The following is an 18,099-nucleotide window of genomic DNA, read 5'->3' on the forward strand; positions in this document are numbered from 1 at the left end:
ACAGATATTTGACAGCCTCTCCTGATCCACGCATTTACCACCGCCACGAGGGATGTGCGATTTCCCGCACAGGCCCAACCCGCATTTGTGCGAAAATCCGCACATGTCTCAGGCGCGAAAATCCTCGGGGCGGATGCCGTAGCGGGTCAACTTGTCGTAAAAGGTCTTGCGCGGCAGCTTGAGCGCCTCTGCGGCGGCAGAGGCCTGCCCCCCCGACCGACGCAGCGCTGCCTCCAGCAGGGATTGTTCGACCCGCGCCATCTGTTCGGCCAGCCCCAGCGAGGCATCCGGGGCAATATCGTCGTTCAGCCCCAGCACAAAACGCATCGCCACCGACATCAGCGCCCGCGCATTGCCCGGCCAGTCGCGGCGCATCAGCGATGCCACCACATCAGGCGTGACTTCGGGTGCGCGCAGCCCGGCCTGCTCTGCCGCCTGATCGACGTAGCGCCGGAACATCACCGGAATGTCCTCCGGCCGTTCCGCCAGGCTTGGGATGCGCACGCTCAACCCTTCCAACCGCCAATAAAGTTCGGCGTTGAAACGGCCCGCCTCGACCTCGGCGGGCAGATCACGGGTATTGCCCGCGATCAACCGCACCGGGTTCTGGGTGTCCGCCGCCTCGCTCAGGATCAATTGCACCTGCCGGGGCAGTTGCGCGATCTCGTCCAGGAACAGGCTGCCGCCATCCGCCTCCTTCAGGGCATCCGGCAGGGTTTCAGGCGTCAGGCCCGAGGCCGCCTGTTTGACAAAGGGTGCCTTGGAGCGTGCGGAACTCAGGTGCAGCACCTCTGCGATCTTGGAAATGCCGGTGCCGGGCGCGCCGCTGATCAGCGCATCCCCTTCCGCCTGTGCCACCAGCCGCACCCGCTTGCGCAGCCCTTCCGAAAGGTCCGAAGTGCCAAAGATCATCCGCGCCGCCGGATCGCCGGTTTCCACCAGATCGCGCAGGCGGCGGTTGTCCAGCACCAGCGCGCGGGTCTTCAGCGCGCGTTCCAGCACCGCCAGCAGATCGGCAGGCGCGCAGGGCTTTTCCAGAAATCCGAAGGCACCCTGCCCCATGGCGGCAACCGCCATCGGAATATCGCCTTCGCCGGTCAGCAGGATCACCGGCAGGTCCGGGTCCTGCGCACGCGCATAATCCAGCAGATGAAAGCCGTCCCGCCCCGGCATCCGGATGTCCGACAGGATCACCCCGTCAAAAGACCGGGTAATCCGGTCCTTGGCGGCCACAAATGACCCCGCCGTCAGCGCGGTGATCTGCGCCAGCTCAAGGGTCTGGGCCAGCGCCTCGCGCACAGCGGCATCGTCATCGACCAGCAGGACCTTGCCCATCATGCCGCCACCGCGTCCTTTGCATGTCGTTCAAGTGTCACGGTAAAAAGCGCCCCGCCCGCATAGTTGCTGCCCCTGATCTGCCCGCCAAAGCTTTGCACGATGCCATAGCTGATCGACAGGCCCAAACCCATCCCCGCTGAGGGCCCCTGCGATTTGGTGGTGTAGAAAGGATCGAACACCTTGTCCGGCATCTCGATCCCCGGTCCGGTGTCGCGAAAGCTGACAGTGACCGCCTCGCCTTCGACCACTTCGATTTCAAGTCTCTTTTCGGGCCGGGTTTCAGACGCCTCCGCCATCGCATCCACCGCGTTGGTGATCAGATTGACAAACACCTGCCCCAGCCGCACCTCGCCGCCCCGCACCCAGGTCGGCGCTTGCAGCGGCTCATATATCAGCCGGACCCCCGCATCCGCCACATGGGCGCGTGTCAGGTCCAGCGCGCTTTCCAGCGCTTTGCGCAGATCGACACCATCGTCGGTCTGCTGGTCCTGCCGGGCAAAGGCGCGCAGGTTCTGGATGATCCGCGCCATCCGCTGCGCCAGTTCGGAGATCCGGGTCAGGTTCTCTGCCGCCCGCTCCGGCGTGCCGCGGCGCATGAACTGCACCCCGTTCTCGGCAAAGGACCGGATCGCCATCAGCGGCTGGTTCAACTCGTGACTGATCCCGGCCGACATCTGCCCCAGCGCGCTCAGCTTGCCCGCCTGCACCAGCTCATCCTGCGCCCGGCGCAGGGCGGCCTGCGCCTCTTCGCGCTCTGCCGCCTCTGCCAGCAGCTTCGCATTGGTGTCGCGCAGGGCATGGGTGCGCGCGGCCACGCGGTCCTCCAGCCGGGCATTGGCGCTGGCCAGCGTGCGCCGCCGCTCCGCCGCCAGAAACAGCAATGACCCGAAGGCCAGACAAAGCGCAGCCACCGCCCCGGCCTGTGCTGCCGCAAGCCTGCGCGCGGGCGCGGTATCCAGCAGCACCTCGCCGGTCAGGCCGATCACCGGCAAACCCTGGGTCAGATGCAGCGCGGACCGGGGCAGATAGGGCCCCCAGTCCAGCCGCCAGATTTCATGCCCGCCCACAAGACGGGCCTCGAAGGGCGGCGCGGGCCCCACCGGCGGCACCAGCCCGGATGACTCCCCTGGCCTGCGCCAGAACAGCAGCTCCGACCGGTTCGCGATCAGGACCTCGCCGGTGCTGTCGGTGAAAAACGCCGCCGGGTTGCTGCCGCGCCAGTTGTAGTCGATCCCGTTCAGGTCGGTCACCACAACAACCGCGCCCAGCACGCGCCCCGGCGTGGCGAAAACCGGTGCCGCATGAAAATAGGCACGCGCCGACAGCGGCATCGCCTCGCCATGCCCCCATCCCAGCGCCCCCCGCAGCGCCCGCCGTACAAAGGGCTGACCGGCCAGCTCCATCGGCGCGTCCAACCCCAGCGCCGAGGCGCGCAGATGCCCCGCCGCGTCGATCACCAGCACATCCAGCGCCGCCGTCTTGTCCGCGACCTCCAGCAGCAGATCGCCCAGATCCTGCCCATCGCCCTCCAACAGCACCGCCCGTACTGCCGGATGATTCCCCATCAGCACCGCCAGATCCCGGTAGCGCTGCAACTGGCCCACCAGCCGGTCCCCGGCAAGGGCAAGGTCCGCGCGCCCACGTTCTGCCAGCAGGTCCAGACCCTGTTCATGGAAATACCGCCAGACACCGCCCGACAGCGCCGCCACAACCGCCAGGAAGGCCAACATCACCGCCGCTCTTTGCCGTATTCCGCTTATCATGGGGCCAGATTGCACAAGCGCCCTTGCCTTGACCAGAGCCGCTCGGGCATCTGATCGGGATGAAGCACCTCTCACAATCCCCGCTTGACCCTGAATTCATCCAGAACCCCTATGCCGTCTACGACGCGGCGCGCGGGCGCGGGCCGGTGCTCTATTGGGAGGACTACGGCATGCTGGCCGCCTTTGACGCGGCCACCGTCACCGCGCTGTTGCGCGACCGCAGGCTGGGTCGGCAGAACCCGGAACCGGCCCCGGTCCCCGATCATCTGATCCAGTGGCACAGGGTCGATGCCCATTCCATGCTGGAACTGGAACCGCCCCGGCACACGCGGCTCAGGGGCCATGTGCTGCGCGCCTTCACATCGCGCCGGATCGCGAACCTGCAACCGGACATCGAACAGATCATGCAGGAATTGCTCGCCGCCCTACCCGCCAAAGGGCCCATCGACCTGATCCCCCAGGTCTGCACGCAACTGCCGGTGCGCATCATCGCGCGGCTGCTGGGGGTGCCCGAAGACAACTGGCCCGACCTGCTGCGCTGGTCCAATACCATGGTGGCAATGTATATGGCCGGCCGCACCCGCGCCGTTGAGGACGCCGCCGAAGCCGCAACAGGCGAATTCGTCAGCTACCTCACAGAATACATCGACCGCCGTCGTGGCGATCCGGGCAATGACCTGATCTCGGAACTGATCGCCGCCGAAAGCGCGGGCGAGAGCCTGAGCACGCAAGAACTGATCGCCACCTGCATCCTGCTGCTGAACGCGGGCCATGAGGCAACGGTGCACGCCATGGGCAACGCGGTGAAATGCCTGCTGGAACACCAGACCGATCCACTGGCCCTGGCCCCGCACAACATCGCCGCCACGGTCGAGGAACTGCTGCGATACGATCCGCCCCTGCATATGTTCACCCGCTACGCCTATGCCGATATCGAGCTGGGCGATGTGACGCTGAAGAAAGGCGATGAAATCGCGCTGATCCTGGGCGCGGCGGGCCACGATCCCGACATCCACGTCGCCCCCGACCTTTTCAACCCGCAACGCCCCGGCAGGCCCCATGCGGCCTTTGGCGGCGGGTTGCATTTCTGCGTCGGCGCGCCGCTGGCCCGGCTGGAATTGCAAATCGCCCTGCCCGCGCTTTTTGCCCATCTGCCCGAGATGACCCTGACCGAAACACCGCGCTATGCCGCCACCTACCATTTCCACAGGCTCGAACGTCTGCTGATCAACCCGTGAGTCGGTCCGGGGTCAAGGAGGCCGCAGGCCCCGCGCAGCGGCTTGTCCTTGAGGCCGGAGCGACTCGCCCAACCCTTGATAAAGGTCGTTCAGGACGCACTGCGCCCTGAACACCGTCTCAGCATCCATAACCACAGATCCGCAAACGCCCCCGCCACCGCGAGGGGCTCAGCCCCGCAACATGCACCTATAGAATCGCGTCGCGGCGCAGCCGCGTCCGGCAGATCACGTCACAGCGGCAGGGCCACGGTCGATTTGATCTCTTCCATCGACAGCAGCGCGGTGACGTTATGCACCCGCACTTCGGAAATCAGCGCCTGATAGAACGCGTCATAGGCCCGCGCGTTTTTCACCCGCACCTTCAGGATATAGTCGATATCCCCCGCCAGCCGGTGCGCCTCCTGCACCTCGGGGCGGTCGCGCAGCGCCTTGAGAAAGGCCGCCTGCCATTCCGCCTCATGCTCGGAGGTGCGGATCAGGACAAAGAAACAGGCCTCGAACCCCAGCGCCTCCGCATCCAGGATCACGGTCTGCTGGCCGATGATCCCGGCCTCGCGCATCTTGCGGATGCGATTCCACACAGGCGTCTTGGAAGAGCCCACCGCCTTGGCAATATCATCCAGCGATTGCGCCGCATCGCGTTGCAACTGGCCAAGAATTTTCCGATCTGTCTCATCTATCCGAACAGACATCCTGCGATCTTCCCTTTCATCAAACCATTGTTCCATCAGGCGCGGAAATCAGAACACTATTCCTTATCTGCGCAGGCATATGGCCCAATACAGGGAATATTTCCTATATAGAGAGGTAAGTCAACGCATCACACCAACCGCAGCAAGGGGCAAACCATGGACCATTTTCCCATCTTCCTCGCCACCGAGGGCCAGCGCATCGCGCTGTCGGGCGGCGGTGATGCGGCGCTGGCCAAGCTGCGGCTGCTGCTCAAGACCCGCGCCCATCTCCATGTCTACGCCGCGACCCCCGCGCCCGAGATTGTAACCTGGGCCGAGGCAGGCAAGCTGACCCTGCACCGCCGCGCGTTTGCGGTTGGCGATGCGCGGGACACAAGGCTGTTCTATGCCGCCGATGAGGACGCAGTCAAAGACGCCCGCACCGCCGCCATCGCCCGCGCCGAGGGGGCGCTGGTCAACATCGTGGACAATCTTGCCGACAGCGCCTTCATCACCCCCGCCATCGTGGACCGTGACCCGGTGACCGTGGCCATCGGCACCGAGGGGGCCGCCCCGGTGCTGGCCCGCGCCATCAAGGCCGATCTGGAAGAACGCCTGCCCGTCACGCTGGGCAATCTGGCGCGGATCGGCAAGGGGTTCCGCAAGATGGCCGATGCCCTGCCCTTTGGCCGCGCACGCCGCGATTTCTGGCGGGATTACTATTTCAACACCGGCCCCCGCGCCATCACCGCAGGCGAGGACCAGGTCGAGGACAGCCTCAACACCCTGCTGGACGATCACCTGACCCGCGCCGCCCGCGCGGGCCATGTCGCCTTTGTCGGCGGCGGACCGGGCGATCCGGAACTGCTGACCCTCAAGGCCCGCCGCGCATTGGACGAGGCAGACGTGGTGGTCTACGACCGGCTGATTTCACCTCAGATCCTCGAACTGGCCCGCCGGGAAGCGGTGATGATCGACGTCGGCAAGGAAGGCTTCGGCCCCTCCACCAGCCAGGACACCATCAACGCCCTGCTGGTCGAACACGCGAAATCGGGCGCTCAGGTCGTGCGGCTGAAATCCGGTGACGCCACCGTCTTTGGCCGCCTGGACGAGGAAATCGACGCCATCGACGCCCATGGCATCACCTGGCACATCGTGCCGGGCATCACCTCGGCCTCTGCCGCCGTGGCCACCATCGGGCAAAGCCTGACACGCCGCGGGCGCAATGCCTCTGTCCGGTTCCTGACCGGCCACGACATGAAGGGATTCGCGGATCACGACTGGGCCGCACTTGCCCGCCCGAACGAGGTCGCCGCGATCTACATGGGCAAGAAGTCCGCCCGTTTCGTGCAGGGCCGCCTGATCATGCATGGCGCAGACCGCGCCACGCCTGTCACCGTCATCGAAAACGCCTCCCGCCCCGAACAGCGGGTGCTGGCAACCACGCTGGACCGGATGGCCACGGACATCACAGAGGCGCAGATGACCGGCCCCGCGCTGACCTTTTACGGACTTGCCCCGCGCGCCGCCGCGCAAGCCGCCACCGACATGCCGATCGAGGAGATGGCCTGATGCCCAAACCCTTCACCCCCAAAGTGGTCACAGCCAACGCCCTGCTTGAAGGCGATGTGATCTATATGACCACCAGCGGCTGGACCCGTGACCTGGCGCAGGCCGAAGTGCTGACCGACGAGGCCGACGCCGACCTGCGCCTGATCGAGGCTCAGTCGCAGCCGGGCAGCATCGTCGGCGCCTATCTGGCCGATGTCACCGTGCAGGACGGCGTGCCGCACCCCACCCACTTCCGCGAGGATTTCCGCGCCACCGGGCCTTCGAACTATGCCCATGGCAAGCAGGAAACCGTGAAACAGGAGCGTTTCTGATGTACCATTATACCGACTTCGACGCCGATTTCCTGACCGAGCGCAACGCCCAGTTCCGCGCCCAGGTCGAGCGCCGCATCGACGGCAGCCTGACCGAGGATGAATTCAAGCCACTGCGCCTGATGAACGGGCTTTACCTGCAATTGCATGCCTACATGCTGCGGGTCGCGATCCCCTATGGCACGCTGAATTCCCGCCAGATGGACCAGCTCGCCATGATCGCCGAGAAGTGGGACAAGGGCTATGGCCATTTCACCACCCGCCAGAACATCCAGTACAACTGGCCTGAACTGCGCGATGTGCCCGATATGCTGGACGCGCTGGCGGCGGTGAACATGCACGCCATCCAGACCAGCGGGAACACCATCCGCAATGTGACCGCCGACCATTTCGCCGGTGCCGCCGCGGATGAGGTCGCAGACCCGCGCCCGGTGGCCGAACTGATCCGCCAGTGGTCCACCGACCACCCGGAATTCCAGTTCCTGCCGCGCAAGTTCAAGGTTGCCGTGACCGGGGCGCAAGCCGACCGCGCGGTGATCAAGGCGCATGACATCGGGTTGCGCATCGTCGAACGCGACGGTGTGATCGGCTATGAGGTCATTGTGGGCGGGGGCCTCGGCCGCACGCCGATGATCGGCAAGGTGCTCTATGACTTTGTGGCAGAAGAAGACCTGCTGCCCACGCTGGAGGCGATTGTCAGCGTCTACAACCTGCTGGGCCGCCGCGACAACAAATACAAGGCCCGCATCAAGATCACCGTGCACGAGAACGGGATCGAGGATATCCGCGCCCGCGTCGATGCGCGTTATGCGCTGATCCGTCCGCAGTTCACCGGGGTGGACCAGCAGATGCTGGCCCGGATCAAGGCCGACTTTGCCGCGCCGCAGTTCCGCCGCGCGGATGATGCGACCTATCGCGCTGCCTACCAGAACGACCCGCTGTTCCGCAGCTGGGCCGATACCAACCTGGCCGCGCACCGCGTCGAAGGCTATGCCATTGTCTCGATCAGCCTTAAAGCGCATGGCAAGACACCCGGCGATGCCTCTGCCCGGCAGATGCGCCTGATGGCGGCACTGGCGAAACGCTATGGCCATGACGAATTGCGCATCAGCCACGAGCAGAACGTGATCCTGCCGCATGTGCATAAATCCGACCTGCCCTCGGTCTTTGCCGCGCTGCGCGCCGAGGGGCTGGGCACCGCCAACATCGGGCTGATCAGTGATATCATCGCCTGCCCCGGCATGGATTACTGCGCGCTGGCCACCGCGCGTTCGATCCCCATCGCGCAGGAGATCGCCACCCGCTTTGACGAGCTGAAGCTGGAGCACGAGGTCGGACCGCTCAAGATCAAGATTTCGGGCTGCATCAACGCCTGCGGTCACCACCATGTCGGCCATATCGGCATCCTGGGGCTGGACCGCGCAGGCGTGGAAAACTACCAGATCACCCTGGGCGGTGACGGCACCGAGGATGCAACCATCGGCACACGGGCAGGCCCCGGTTTCTCCGCCGATGAGATCATCCCGGCTGTCGAACGGCTGGTGCTGGCCTATCTCGACCTGCGCGACGAACCTGCAGAGACCTTCCTGCAAACCTATCGCCGTCTGGGGATGGCCCCGTTCAAGGCGGCCCTCTACCCCGAGGCAGAAAGCAAGGACCGGGCAGATGCCGCTTGATCGACACCAATTGGCCGCTTCGGGCAGCGCGGCGCGGGATCAACTGCCCGTGCAATCGGTGCAGGACCGGGTAACGGCGCTGAATGATGAACTGCGCCACCACAGCGCCACGGATGTGCTGCGCCGCGCGGTAGAAGAGATCCCGCATCTCGCGCTGGTCTCAAGCTTTGGGGCGGAATCGGTGGTGCTGCTGCATCTCGCCTCCATGGTGAACCGCGACCTGCCGGTGGTGTTCATCGACACCGAACTGCTGTTCACTGAAACGCTGGTCTATCAGCAGGAGTTGACCGAACGTCTGGGCCTGCGCAATGTCACGATCCTGCGCTCGGGCAACATCCGCGCGGTGGACCCGGACAACACGCTGCACCAGCGCGATACCGACGCCTGCTGCAACCTGCGCAAGACCGTGCCGCTGCAAACCGCCCTGCGCGGTTTCGATGGCTGGATTTCGGGCCGCAAACGGTTCCAGTCGGGCACCCGCGCCGCGCTGGAGCATTTCGAGCTGGAGCAGCGCGGCAATGGCGTGCCGGACCGGATCAAGGTGAACCCGCTGGCCTATTGGGACCCTGCCGATGTGCAGACCTATATGACCGAGAACCGTTTGCCCCGCCATCCGCTGGTGGCGCAAGGATACCCCTCCATCGGCTGCGCGCCGTGCACATCGCCGGTGAAGCCGGGTGAAGATCCCCGTGCAGGCCGTTGGAGAGACAGCGAAAAAGACGAATGCGGCATTCATTTTGTCGATGGCAAGATGGTGCGAACCGGAGGCAAGACATGACCCAATTGATCAATGACAGCGGCTTTGTGGCCGACGACTGGACTGGCGGCTTTTGCGCCACCTGCGCGGCCAACGACTGTGTGGCGCTTGATCTGCCCTCCGATGCCGACCCCGAAGCGGTCGATCTGGCGGGGCTCAAGGTCATCCGGGTGGATTTCCCCTCCTCCGCAGACGGGCGCGGCTTTACCATCGCGCGCGCCCTGCGCCTGCGCGGCTTCACCGGGCGGCTGCGGGCCAAGGGGCATGTGATCGCTGACCAATACGCAATGGCCCGCCGGGCGGGTTTTGACGAGGTCGAAGTCCATGACGAGATCGCCGCACGGCAACCGCAAGAGCAATGGCAGTTCCGCGCCAATTGGCAGGCACACAACTATCAGTCGCGCCTGCGCGGCTGAACGGTGCCCAAGGCAAAGATTGCCCTGACCCCAATCATCTTCTAAGAAGGGAACGCAAGCAATCGCTTGTGTACATGTGATTATGACCGAGCAAACCCCCGTGAACCAGACCACAGCCCAGCCCGCCCTGCCTGACGCGCAGACCGTGACATCGGTAAAGCACTGGACAGACAAGCTTTTCTCTTTCCGCGTCTCCCGCCCCGCTTCGCTGCGGTTCCGGTCGGGTGAATTTGTGATGATCGGCCTGATGGGCGATCCGCACCCCGAGACCGGCAAGCAGAAGCCGCTGCTGCGGGCCTATTCCATCGCCTCGCCCGCCTGGGATGACGAATTGGAGTTCTATTCGATCAAGGTGCAGGACGGCCCGCTGACCAGCAAACTGCAGCACATCCAGCCCGGCGACCATATCATCCTGCGCCCCAAACCCGTGGGCACTTTGGTGCATGACGCGCTCTTGCCGGGCAAACGCCTGTGGCTTTTCGCCACCGGCACCGGCTTTGCCCCCTTTGCGTCCCTGCTGCGCGAGCCGGAAACCTATGAGAAATTCGACGAAGTGGTGATGATGCACACCTGCCGCGACGTGGCAGAGCTGGAGTACAGCCGCCAGTTGATCGCTGATCTGAAGTCCGACGAGATCATGCAGGAACTGATCGGCACCGACAATCTGGCCAAGATCCGCTATTATCCCACCACAACACGTGAACAAAGCCCCAAGATGGGCCGCATCACGACCCTGTTGCAGGATGGAACCGTCTTTGCCGACCTCGGGATCGACGGGATCAACAAGGAAACCGACCGTGGCATGGTCTGCGGCAGCCTTGATTTCAACAAGGACATGATGAAAACGCTTGAGAGCTTTGGCCTTGAGGAAGGTGCAAATTCGGACCCCAAGCATTTCGTGGTCGAAAAGGCCTTTGTCGGTTAGGCTCAGGCCCCATTAAGCCTGCTTCTGAAATGAAAAAACCGCGCCCTGTTCACCAGGGCGCGGTTTCTTTTGTGCCGTTAGAACCCGGTCAGAGGTTCAGCGCCTCGCGGATTTTTTCCAAAGCCACTTTCAGCAGTTCCGGATTGTCCTGCGCCGCTTTCAGACCTGCGGTGAGGGTGGTCTTTTGCAGGGTGCCCAGATCGGACGCCTCGACCATCTCGCTGACCTTGTCGAGGTCGAAGCCTTCCACTGTCAGCAGTTCATCCACCATTGACGGCTCAACGCCCTCGACGCCAGCGGCAGCCTCTGCTTCCGCGGTTTCGCCGGTTGTGGCATCGGCTGTTGCTTCTGCCGCGTCGGTGGTTGCCTCTGCTGCGGTTTCCGCTGTCTGCTCTGTGCTGTCGGCAGCGGCCTCTGCGGCTTGCTCCGTTGTCTCGGCCGCGCTATCTGCGGCGTCGGCTGTTGCGTCCGCAGCATCTTCGGCTGCTTCGGCTGTGTCTGCGGTGGTATCCGCAACCGCATCGGCAGTGTCGGAAGCCGCTTCAGCGGTTGCCTCGGCAGTGTCAGAAGCCGCGTCTGCGGTTGCATCGGCAGCGTCAGAGGCCGCGTCGGCGGTAGCATCCGCCGCATCGGCAGCGGTGTCGCCCGCCGCATCCGCCGCATCGGTTGCCGCTTCGGTTGTGGCCGTCACGGCGTCCGAGGTCGCCTCGGCGGCATCGCTGGCCGCGTTCTCGACTGCCTCAACAGCCCCTTCGGTCGCATCCGCAATCGCTTCACCGGCGGCACTCGCGGCGTCTGCGGTCGCATCAACGGCATCGCTTACCGCGCCCTGCACCGCGTCAGCGGCCTCACCAGCGGTTTCGGAAGCATTGTCCAGCGCTTCGGGCGCATTGACCGTTTCGGAGGCCTCGCTTGCCGCTTCGGAGGCGTCATTGGCCAGTTCAGATGGTGACTTGCCAGAGTACAGCATGTAGCCGCCGACGGCGACAAGTGCCGCGACAATGATCCAGATCAGGTTTTTCATATTCATTCCCTCTTTGACAGCGCCGGGGCCAATACCAGCCCTGCACACCTTGTCGGCCCAAATGCGGAACAACCCCGATACATTCAAGGGGAAATTGGCGCGAAAGACGTCCATTGCCCCAATTTACCGGCTTGAAGAAGGCGGTTGCCGCGTCTACCTTGCAACTTCGAAAATACAGCAACAACCAAAGGATGACCACCATCGCTCGCAGACCTCATAACGCGCCACCGCAACGTGATACCGGACCGCGCGTCAACGAAAACATACGTTCCCCGGAAATCCGCCTGATCGGCGCAGATGGCGAAAACGTCGGCGTTGTGACGCCCGCCCGCGCCATGGATATGGCCGAAGAGGCCGGGCTGGACCTGGTCGAGATTTCGCCCAATGCCAACCCGCCGGTCTGCAAGATCATGGATTTTGGCAAGTTCAAGTACGAACAGCAAAAGCGCGAATCCGAAGCCCGCAAGAAACAGAAAATCATCGAGATCAAAGAGGTCAAGTTCCGTCCCAACACGGATACCAACGACTATGATGTCAAGATGCGCAATGTCTTCAAGTTTCTTGAGAACGGCGACAAGGTCAAGATCACCCTGCGTTTCCGGGGCCGCGAGATGGCGCACCAGAACCTCGGCCGCGAGTTGCTGGAACGGGTGGCAGAGGACACCAAGGAGCATGGCAAGGTCGAGAACTTCCCCAAGATGGAAGGCCGCCAGATGGTCATGCTGATCGGGCCCCTGCCTAACAAGGCATGAGTTCGGCACAACGTCGCAACAAAGAGCGGCCTTCTGACGCGCCCGGCAAAGCCGGACTCTGAGAAGGCCGCCAGATGGTCATGCTGATCGGGCCCCGGCCCAACAAGGCCTGAGCTCGGCACATCGTCGCAACAAAGAGCGGCCTTCTGACGCGCCCGGCAAAGCCGGACTCTGAGAAGGCCGCCAGATGGTCATGCTGATCGGGCCCCTGCCCAACAAGGCATGAGTTCGGCACATCGTCGCAACAAAGAGCGGCCCCTGCCCGCCAAACAGGCCTTCAGCCCCGACCGAAACGAAAAACCCCCGCAAACGCATTGCGGGGGTTTCTTATTGTCGGTCAGAAATTCTGTGACTGGCTCAGCGCAGCAACCCGGTGATGTTGCGCACCACTGCGCGGCGGTTGGACGGTTCCGCAACAAGCGTCGCGACCTTGAGGTCGGATTCGCCATAGCCCTGGGTCACGAGGTTTTGCGCGGGCACGTTGAAGTACTCCGTCAGCGCCAGGGCCACGGTTTCGGCCCGACGGTCTGACAGGGCCAGGTTATAGGTGGCACTGCCGACAGCATCGGTATGCCCTTCAACGAGGATCACGGTACGGGGGTCCTGTGCAATCTGTTCGCGCAGGGCTGTCCCGATCCGTGCCAGGCTTTGGGCCTGTTCCGGCCGGATCGCGGCTGAACCTGTTTCGAACCGCACGGCATCAAGCTCCAGTTGCGGCGCCAATGCGCGCACCTGCCGGATGTCACGGACCTGACGCAGAGAGAACGTGCGGTTGGTGTCTGCCGCCAACTCGCGTTGCAGCGCCGCACGCAGGGCCTCTTCGTTCTGGTTGCTCACCACTTCAACCTGCTGCTGCCGGTTCACTTGCGGCAGTTCGTTCACCACGACCTGCTGTTCTTCCACAAGGTCATCGAACAACACCACCTGATTGCCATTCTTATCCACGGACACCCGGCGCAATACAGCGCCGTCGCGGGCACGAATGGTGATGATCTGCGAACCGTCCGGCTTGGTCACGATGCTGCGGCTGGACCCGTCGTCGAATGTCTGGGTCCGCACTTCGTCACCGGCCTGGCGGATCAGCGCATCTTCGTCCTTCAACACGCGCAGGTCACCATTGGGGTTTTCGACCACAACCCGGTCCCCCGACCGGCTGACCACCTTGTCACCGTTCTTGAGCACGGAGCCCACGACAACGGCGCCAAGACCCAAAAGCAGCGCTTTCTCGAATTTGCTCAATCCGCTGTCGTTGCTGGCGGCGGCAGCCGGTTGATCTCCGGTCACGGCGGTCTGGAATTCCTCGTCGGAGGACCGCACGTTTTCCTCGGTGATCTCTTCGGTCACGACCTCGGCATTGCTGCTTTCCGTCTCCGCCGCAGCAGCGGCGGCGGCAATGGCCTGACGTTCGGCTTCGCGGTCGGCGGCGCGTTGGGCTTCAAGCTCGGCGGCCTGACGATCCGCTTCTGCCTGCGCTTCGGCGGAAAGCGCGGCCTCTGCTTCGGAAGTCGCCTGTGCATCAGCAGCAGCCTGTGCATCAGCAGCAGCCTGTGCATCAGCGGCAGCCTGGGCGTCGGCGGCAGCTTGTGCGTCTGCGGCAGCCTGATCTTGCTCGGCCTGAGTTTGTGCAGCAGCTGCGCTTTCCGCGGCCTGCGCCTCGGCTGCGGCCTCATCCTGCGCGGCCTGCGCCTCGGCAGCAGCCTGGCTTTCCTCTTCCTGCGCGGCAGCCGCCGCAGCAGCCTGCTCATCGGCAGCAGCTTGTGCATCCGCCGCCGCTTGTGCATCAGCCGCAGCCTGGGCATCCGCAGCAGCTTGTGCATCAGCAGCGGCCTGATCCTGCGCGGCTTGGGCATCGGCAGCAGCCTGGCTTTCCGCTTCCTGCGCCGCAGCGGCCGCAGCAGCCTGCTCTTCAGCAGCAGCTTGAGCATCAGCGGCGGCTTGAGCATCAGCGGCGGCTTGCGCCTCGGCCTCGGACTGGGCCTGTTGCTCTTCATTCGCCCCCTGGGACCGCTCTGTCGCAGCGGGGTCCTCTTTCATGGCTCGCCGTACAACCAATTCCTCAGCGGACTTCACAGCCTGATCGTCAAACATGCAGGGAAAGGTGACTTCCCCGCCGGTCAGATCACAGGCCGGGGTTTCGCTCTGTGCAAAAGCGCCGCTCGGCAGGGCCAGAAGCAGGCTCATGCTCAGCGATGTGGTGGATTTGAATAGCGTCTTCATTTGTTGTTCCTCACATTGTTCCGAACGCCGTTCGGGCAGCGCTTGTGAGATAACGTCTGGTGATGATTACGGTTCCCCCGACGCGCCACCGGATACGCAAAAATCCGCGCACCCCTGCGGATGCGCGGATTTCAGTTCAGGCAATGGCCCGTATTCAGGCGATGGCGGCAACCGCCCGTTTGGTCATCACGCCGACCAGATGGGCGCGATATTCGGCAGTGCCGTGCAGATCGCTGATCATGTCGCCTTCGGCCTTCAGCCCCGCCACCGCATCGGCAGAGAAATTGGCCGAAAGCGCCTCCTCGGCCTCGGTCCAGCGGAACACACCGTCATTGGAGGCACCCGTCACCGCCACGCGCACCCCGTCGCTGAACTTTGCGACAAAGACTGCAACCAGCGGAAACCGCGAGGCAGGCTGGATGAATTTTTCGTAATGCGACGCCTGCGGGATCGGGAATTTCACTTCCGTGACAATCTCGCCCTCTTCCAGCGCGGTGGTGAACATGCCGAGGAAATAGTCATCCGCCGCAATCTCGCGGCTGTTGGTGACAATGGTGGCCCCGGACCCAAGGGCCGCCGCCGGATAGCAGGCAGAGGGGTCGTTGTTGGCCAGCGAGCCGCCGATGGTGCCCCGGTTGCGCACCGCCGGGTCGCCGATCCGTGCGGCCACGGACGCAAGCCCCGGATAATGCGCCGCCGCCTCTGCCGCCACCGCGCTATGGGTGGTTCCGCCCCCGATACAGAGCCTGCCGTCGTCGGACATGCAGACGCCCTTCATTTCCTCGATGCCTGTCAGGGACACCAGCACCGAAGGGGCGGCCAGCCGCGCCTTCAGTGTTGGAATCAGGGTCTGCCCCCCCGAAATCGGCTGGGCTTCTTCCTTGCTCATCGCCTGCACCGCATCGGCAATGCTGGTGGGGCGTTCGACGTCGAAATTATACATCTTCTTTCCTTTCGAACCCGGCACCGCCTGCGCTGTTTCGCGGGGTGCCTGCTTCTTTATGCCAAAAATAGCGCTGGAGGGTCCGGGGGGCAACGCCCCCCGATTCCGCCCGTCTCACCCTTATCCCTGCATCGCGGCCCAGACGCGCGAGGGCGTCACGGGCATGTCGATATGGGCCACGTCCTTGCCGCCGGAACGCATCGCGTCCAGCACCGCGTTGACCACAGCCGGAGGCGATCCGATGGCCCCCGCCTCGCCGCAGCCCTTCACCCCAAGAGGGTTGTGCGTACAGGGCGTCTGGCAGGAATGGTCCACGTCATAGAACGGCACATCGCTGGCCCGTGGCATCGCGTAGTCCATGTAGGACGCGCTCAGCAACTGGCCGTCGCTGTCATAGGTGCAGTTCTCCATCAGCGCCTGGCCGATCCCCTGCGCCAGCCCGCCATGGACCTGGCCGGAGACGATCATCGGGTTGATGATATTGCCGAAATCATCCGCAGCCGAGAACCGCTCGATGGTGACCTGTCCGGTTTCCGGGTCCAGTTCCACCTCGCAGGCATAGGCACCCGACGGGTAGGTAAAGTTCGACGGATCGTAGAATGCCGTCTCTTCCAGCCCCGGCTCGATGTCTTCCAGCGGGTAGTTGTGCGGCACATAGGCCGCCAGCGTCACATCGCCCCAGGCCACGGACTTGTCGGTGCCCGCCACGCTGAACGCGCCGTCCTTCAGCTCGATATCGCTTTCCGAGGCTTCCAGCAGGTGCGAGGCGATCTTCTTGGCCTTGGCGATGATCTTTTCCGTCGCCCGGACCATGGCCGATCCGCCCACCGCGATGGAGCGGGAACCGTAGGTGCCCATGCCCATCGGTGTGCGCGCGGTGTCGCCATGCACGATCTCGACCATGGAAGCGTCGATGCCGATCATTTCCGCAATCACCTGGGGAAAGGCGGTCTCATGCCCTTGCCCGTGGCTGTGGCTGCCGGTCATCACAACCAGCCCGCCGGTGGCGTTGACCCGCACCGTGGCGCTTTCATAAAGGCCCGCTCGCGCGCCAAGTTGCCCCACAAGGTTCGACGGCGCGATGCCGCAGGCCTCGATATAGCAGTTCACGCCAAAGCCGCGCAGTTTGCCCTTGGCCTCGCTCTCCTTGCGGCGTGCCGCAAAACCCGCGAGGTCCGACATCTCTTCGAGCTTGTCCATCGTGGCCACGTAATCGCCGGTGTCATATTCCACCGCCACCGGGGTGGCATAGGGGAATTCGGTGATGAAGTTCTGACGCCGCAGCTTGATCGGGTCGACGCCCAGCTCATGCGCCGCCTTGTCCACCAGACGTTCAAGCTGATAGGTCGCCTCGGGCCGTCCGGCCCCGCGATAGGCGTCAACCGGCACGGTATTGGTGAACACCGCCTTCACGTTCACATAGATCAGCGGAGTCTTGTAGTTGCCCGCCATCAGGATTCCGTGCAGCCATGTCGGCACCGAGGGGGCGAAGGTCGACAGATAGGCGCCCATATTGGCATAGGTATCGGTGCGGATCGCCTTGAAGTTGTTCTCGGCATCCAGCGCCAGTTCGATCTTGGTCACATGGTCGCGGCCATGGGCATCCGACATGAAGGCCTCCGACCGGCTGGAGGTCCATTTCACCGGACGGTTGCAGGCCTTGGCGGCAAAGGTGCAGAACGCTTCTTCCTGGTAGTGGAAGATCTTGGTGCCGAAACCGCCGCCCACATCAGGGGCCACGACGCGCAGCTTGTGCTCTGGAATGCCCAGCACAAAGGCCCCCATCAACAGCCGGATCACATGCGGGTTCTGAGAGGTGGTATACAGCGTATGTTCGCCGTCAGAGCGGTTGTAATCACCCACCGCCACGCGCGGCTCCATCGGGTTGGCCACCAGACGGTTGTTGACCAGTTCAAGGGTGGTCACATGCGCCGCCTCTTCAAAGGCCTTGTTCACCGCATCCTTGTTTTCCTCGACGAACCCCCAGTCATAGCAAAGGTTCGAGGTCAGGTCGTCATGCACCTTGGTGGCGCCGTCCTTGACCGCATCCTTCATGTTGATGACGGCGGGCAGTTCCTCGATGTCCAGCACGATCGCCTCGGCGGCATCACGGGCCTGACCAAGGGTTTCGGCCACAACGGCGGCGATCGGTTCACCCACATGCCGCACCTTGCCCTGTGCCAGCACCGGATGGCCCGGTTCCTGCATCGGCTGGCCGTGTTTGTCGGTGACCTGCCAGCCGCAGGGAATGCTGCCGACGCCCTCAAAGTCCTTGCCGGTGAAAATCTTTACAACCCCGTCCATGCCTTCGGCCGCCGAGGTGTCGACATTCGTCAGCTTGCCATGCGCCACGTCCGAGCGCAGGAAAAAGACATATGCCTGTCCCCGCAGGTTGATATCGTCGGTGTATCGTCCGTTCCCTGTCAGAAACCGGACGTCCTCGCGCCGCTTCGTGCTGGCACCAATTCCGCCGTCTTTAGGCATCTTCATTCCTCC

General features: G+C 63.8%; 15 protein-coding genes. 8 read left to right on the forward strand and 7 right to left on the reverse strand.

All coding sequences use genetic code 11. The features are described from left to right. Positions 1–108: 108 nt before the first annotated feature. On the reverse strand, positions 109–1,338 hold the full coding sequence (locus A8B82_RS09840; protein ID WP_067291474.1) for a sigma-54-dependent transcriptional regulator: 1,230 nt from the start codon (positions 1,336–1,338) through the stop codon (positions 109–111). Further along, positions 1,335–3,068, reverse strand: a complete 1,734-nt coding sequence (locus A8B82_RS09845) for a sensor histidine kinase (RefSeq protein ID WP_235604659.1) — start codon at positions 3,066–3,068, stop codon at positions 1,335–1,337. Before A8B82_RS09845 ends, A8B82_RS09840 begins: the two co-directional genes overlap by 4 nt. A gap of 92 nt (positions 3,069–3,160) precedes the next feature. Between A8B82_RS09845 and A8B82_RS09850 the strand changes: the two genes are divergently transcribed. Beyond that, positions 3,161–4,339 (forward strand): cytochrome P450, encoded by a 1,179-nt coding sequence (locus tag A8B82_RS09850; protein WP_067291477.1) that lies wholly within the window; start codon positions 3,161–3,163, stop codon positions 4,337–4,339. 230 nt (positions 4,340–4,569) lie between these two features. Here the strand turns inward: A8B82_RS09850 and A8B82_RS09855 are convergent, their stop codons facing one another. Then, a complete protein-coding gene (locus A8B82_RS09855) occupies positions 4,570–5,031 on the reverse strand; it encodes an Lrp/AsnC family transcriptional regulator (protein ID WP_067291566.1) in 462 nt (153 codons plus the stop codon). A 156-nt stretch (positions 5,032–5,187) separates the two neighbouring features. Here A8B82_RS09855 and cysG point away from each other — a divergent pair, with 156 nt between their 5' ends. From cysG to A8B82_RS09885, 6 genes are all read left to right on the forward strand, one after another. After that, positions 5,188–6,582: a siroheme synthase CysG gene (gene cysG / locus A8B82_RS09860; RefSeq protein ID WP_067291479.1), complete on the forward strand. Its 1,395-nt coding sequence runs from the start codon at positions 5,188–5,190 to the stop codon at positions 6,580–6,582. After that, complete coding sequence (locus A8B82_RS09865; protein ID WP_067291482.1) at positions 6,582–6,893, forward strand: DUF2849 domain-containing protein; 312 nt, start codon at positions 6,582–6,584, stop codon at positions 6,891–6,893. The genes cysG and A8B82_RS09865 overlap by 1 nt, the downstream gene beginning before the upstream one ends. Then, entirely contained in the window at positions 6,893–8,569 is a 1,677-nt protein-coding gene (locus tag A8B82_RS09870) for a nitrite/sulfite reductase (protein ID WP_067291484.1), read from the forward strand. Before A8B82_RS09865 ends, A8B82_RS09870 begins: the two co-directional genes overlap by 1 nt. Continuing rightward, complete coding sequence (locus A8B82_RS09875) at positions 8,559–9,347, forward strand: phosphoadenylyl-sulfate reductase (protein ID WP_067291487.1); 789 nt, start codon at positions 8,559–8,561, stop codon at positions 9,345–9,347. Before A8B82_RS09870 ends, A8B82_RS09875 begins: the two co-directional genes overlap by 11 nt. After that, positions 9,344–9,742 carry a DUF934 domain-containing protein gene (locus A8B82_RS09880; RefSeq protein ID WP_067291489.1) on the forward strand — a complete coding sequence of 133 codons (399 nt, stop codon included), beginning with the start codon at positions 9,344–9,346 and terminating at the stop codon, positions 9,740–9,742. The genes A8B82_RS09875 and A8B82_RS09880 overlap by 4 nt, the downstream gene beginning before the upstream one ends. 82 nt (positions 9,743–9,824) lie before the next feature. Next, positions 9,825–10,667 carry a ferredoxin--NADP reductase gene (locus A8B82_RS09885; protein WP_067291492.1) on the forward strand — a complete coding sequence of 281 codons (843 nt, stop codon included), beginning with the start codon at positions 9,825–9,827 and terminating at the stop codon, positions 10,665–10,667. An 88-nt stretch (positions 10,668–10,755) separates the two neighbouring features. Here A8B82_RS09885 and A8B82_RS09890 read toward each other — a convergent pair whose 3' ends face one another. After that, on the reverse strand, positions 10,756–11,691 hold the full coding sequence (locus tag A8B82_RS09890; RefSeq protein WP_067291495.1) for a hypothetical protein: 936 nt from the start codon (positions 11,689–11,691) through the stop codon (positions 10,756–10,758). A 191-nt stretch (positions 11,692–11,882) separates the two neighbouring features. On the opposite strand from A8B82_RS09890, the gene infC reads away from it, so the two are divergent. Beyond that, positions 11,883–12,443: a translation initiation factor IF-3 gene (infC, locus tag A8B82_RS09895; RefSeq protein WP_067291497.1), complete on the forward strand. Its 561-nt coding sequence runs from the start codon at positions 11,883–11,885 to the stop codon at positions 12,441–12,443. A gap of 357 nt (positions 12,444–12,800) precedes the next feature. Here infC and A8B82_RS09900 read toward each other — a convergent pair whose 3' ends face one another. The 3 genes from A8B82_RS09900 to A8B82_RS09910 all read right to left on the reverse strand — a co-directional run bounded on the left by A8B82_RS09900 (position 12,801) and on the right by A8B82_RS09910 (position 18,087). Next, on the reverse strand, positions 12,801–14,660 hold the full coding sequence (locus tag A8B82_RS09900; RefSeq protein ID WP_067291500.1) for an OmpA family protein: 1,860 nt from the start codon (positions 14,658–14,660) through the stop codon (positions 12,801–12,803). Positions 14,661–14,814: 154 nt separating this feature from the next. After that, on the reverse strand, positions 14,815–15,603 hold the full coding sequence (locus tag A8B82_RS09905) for an FAD binding domain-containing protein (protein ID WP_067291503.1): 789 nt from the start codon (positions 15,601–15,603) through the stop codon (positions 14,815–14,817). 120 nt (positions 15,604–15,723) lie between these two features. Continuing rightward, entirely contained in the window at positions 15,724–18,087 is a 2,364-nt protein-coding gene (locus tag A8B82_RS09910) for a xanthine dehydrogenase family protein molybdopterin-binding subunit (protein ID WP_067291504.1), read from the reverse strand. Positions 18,088–18,099 lie beyond the last annotated feature (12 nt).

The organism is Sulfitobacter sp. EhC04, from assembly GCF_001650875.1.
Taxonomy (GTDB): domain Bacteria; phylum Pseudomonadota; class Alphaproteobacteria; order Rhodobacterales; family Rhodobacteraceae; genus Sulfitobacter.

Coding starts and splice junctions, on each gene's coding strand:
- infC (WP_067291497.1), top strand. CDS start 11,883: ATGACCACCATCGCTCGCAGACCTCATAACGCGCCACCGCAACGTGAT.
- A8B82_RS09850 (WP_067291477.1), top strand. CDS start 3,161: ATGAAGCACCTCTCACAATCCCCGCTTGACCCTGAATTCATCCAGAAC.
- A8B82_RS09875 (WP_067291487.1), top strand. CDS start 8,559: ATGCCGCTTGATCGACACCAATTGGCCGCTTCGGGCAGCGCGGCGCGG.
- A8B82_RS09900 (WP_067291500.1), bottom strand. CDS start 14,660: ATGAAGACGCTATTCAAATCCACCACATCGCTGAGCATGAGCCTGCTT.
- A8B82_RS09885 (WP_067291492.1), top strand. CDS start 9,825: ATGACCGAGCAAACCCCCGTGAACCAGACCACAGCCCAGCCCGCCCTG.
- A8B82_RS09865 (WP_067291482.1), top strand. CDS start 6,582: ATGCCCAAACCCTTCACCCCCAAAGTGGTCACAGCCAACGCCCTGCTT.
- A8B82_RS09910 (WP_067291504.1), bottom strand. CDS start 18,087: ATGCCTAAAGACGGCGGAATTGGTGCCAGCACGAAGCGGCGCGAGGAC.
- A8B82_RS09845 (WP_235604659.1), bottom strand. CDS start 3,068: ATGTTGGCCTTCCTGGCGGTTGTGGCGGCGCTGTCGGGCGGTGTCTGG.
- A8B82_RS09855 (WP_067291566.1), bottom strand. CDS start 5,031: ATGTCTGTTCGGATAGATGAGACAGATCGGAAAATTCTTGGCCAGTTG.
- A8B82_RS09870 (WP_067291484.1), top strand. CDS start 6,893: ATGTACCATTATACCGACTTCGACGCCGATTTCCTGACCGAGCGCAAC.
- cysG (WP_067291479.1), top strand. CDS start 5,188: ATGGACCATTTTCCCATCTTCCTCGCCACCGAGGGCCAGCGCATCGCG.
- A8B82_RS09890 (WP_067291495.1), bottom strand. CDS start 11,691: ATGAAAAACCTGATCTGGATCATTGTCGCGGCACTTGTCGCCGTCGGC.
- A8B82_RS09880 (WP_067291489.1), top strand. CDS start 9,344: ATGACCCAATTGATCAATGACAGCGGCTTTGTGGCCGACGACTGGACT.
- A8B82_RS09905 (WP_067291503.1), bottom strand. CDS start 15,603: ATGTATAATTTCGACGTCGAACGCCCCACCAGCATTGCCGATGCGGTG.
- A8B82_RS09840 (WP_067291474.1), bottom strand. CDS start 1,338: ATGATGGGCAAGGTCCTGCTGGTCGATGACGATGCCGCTGTGCGCGAG.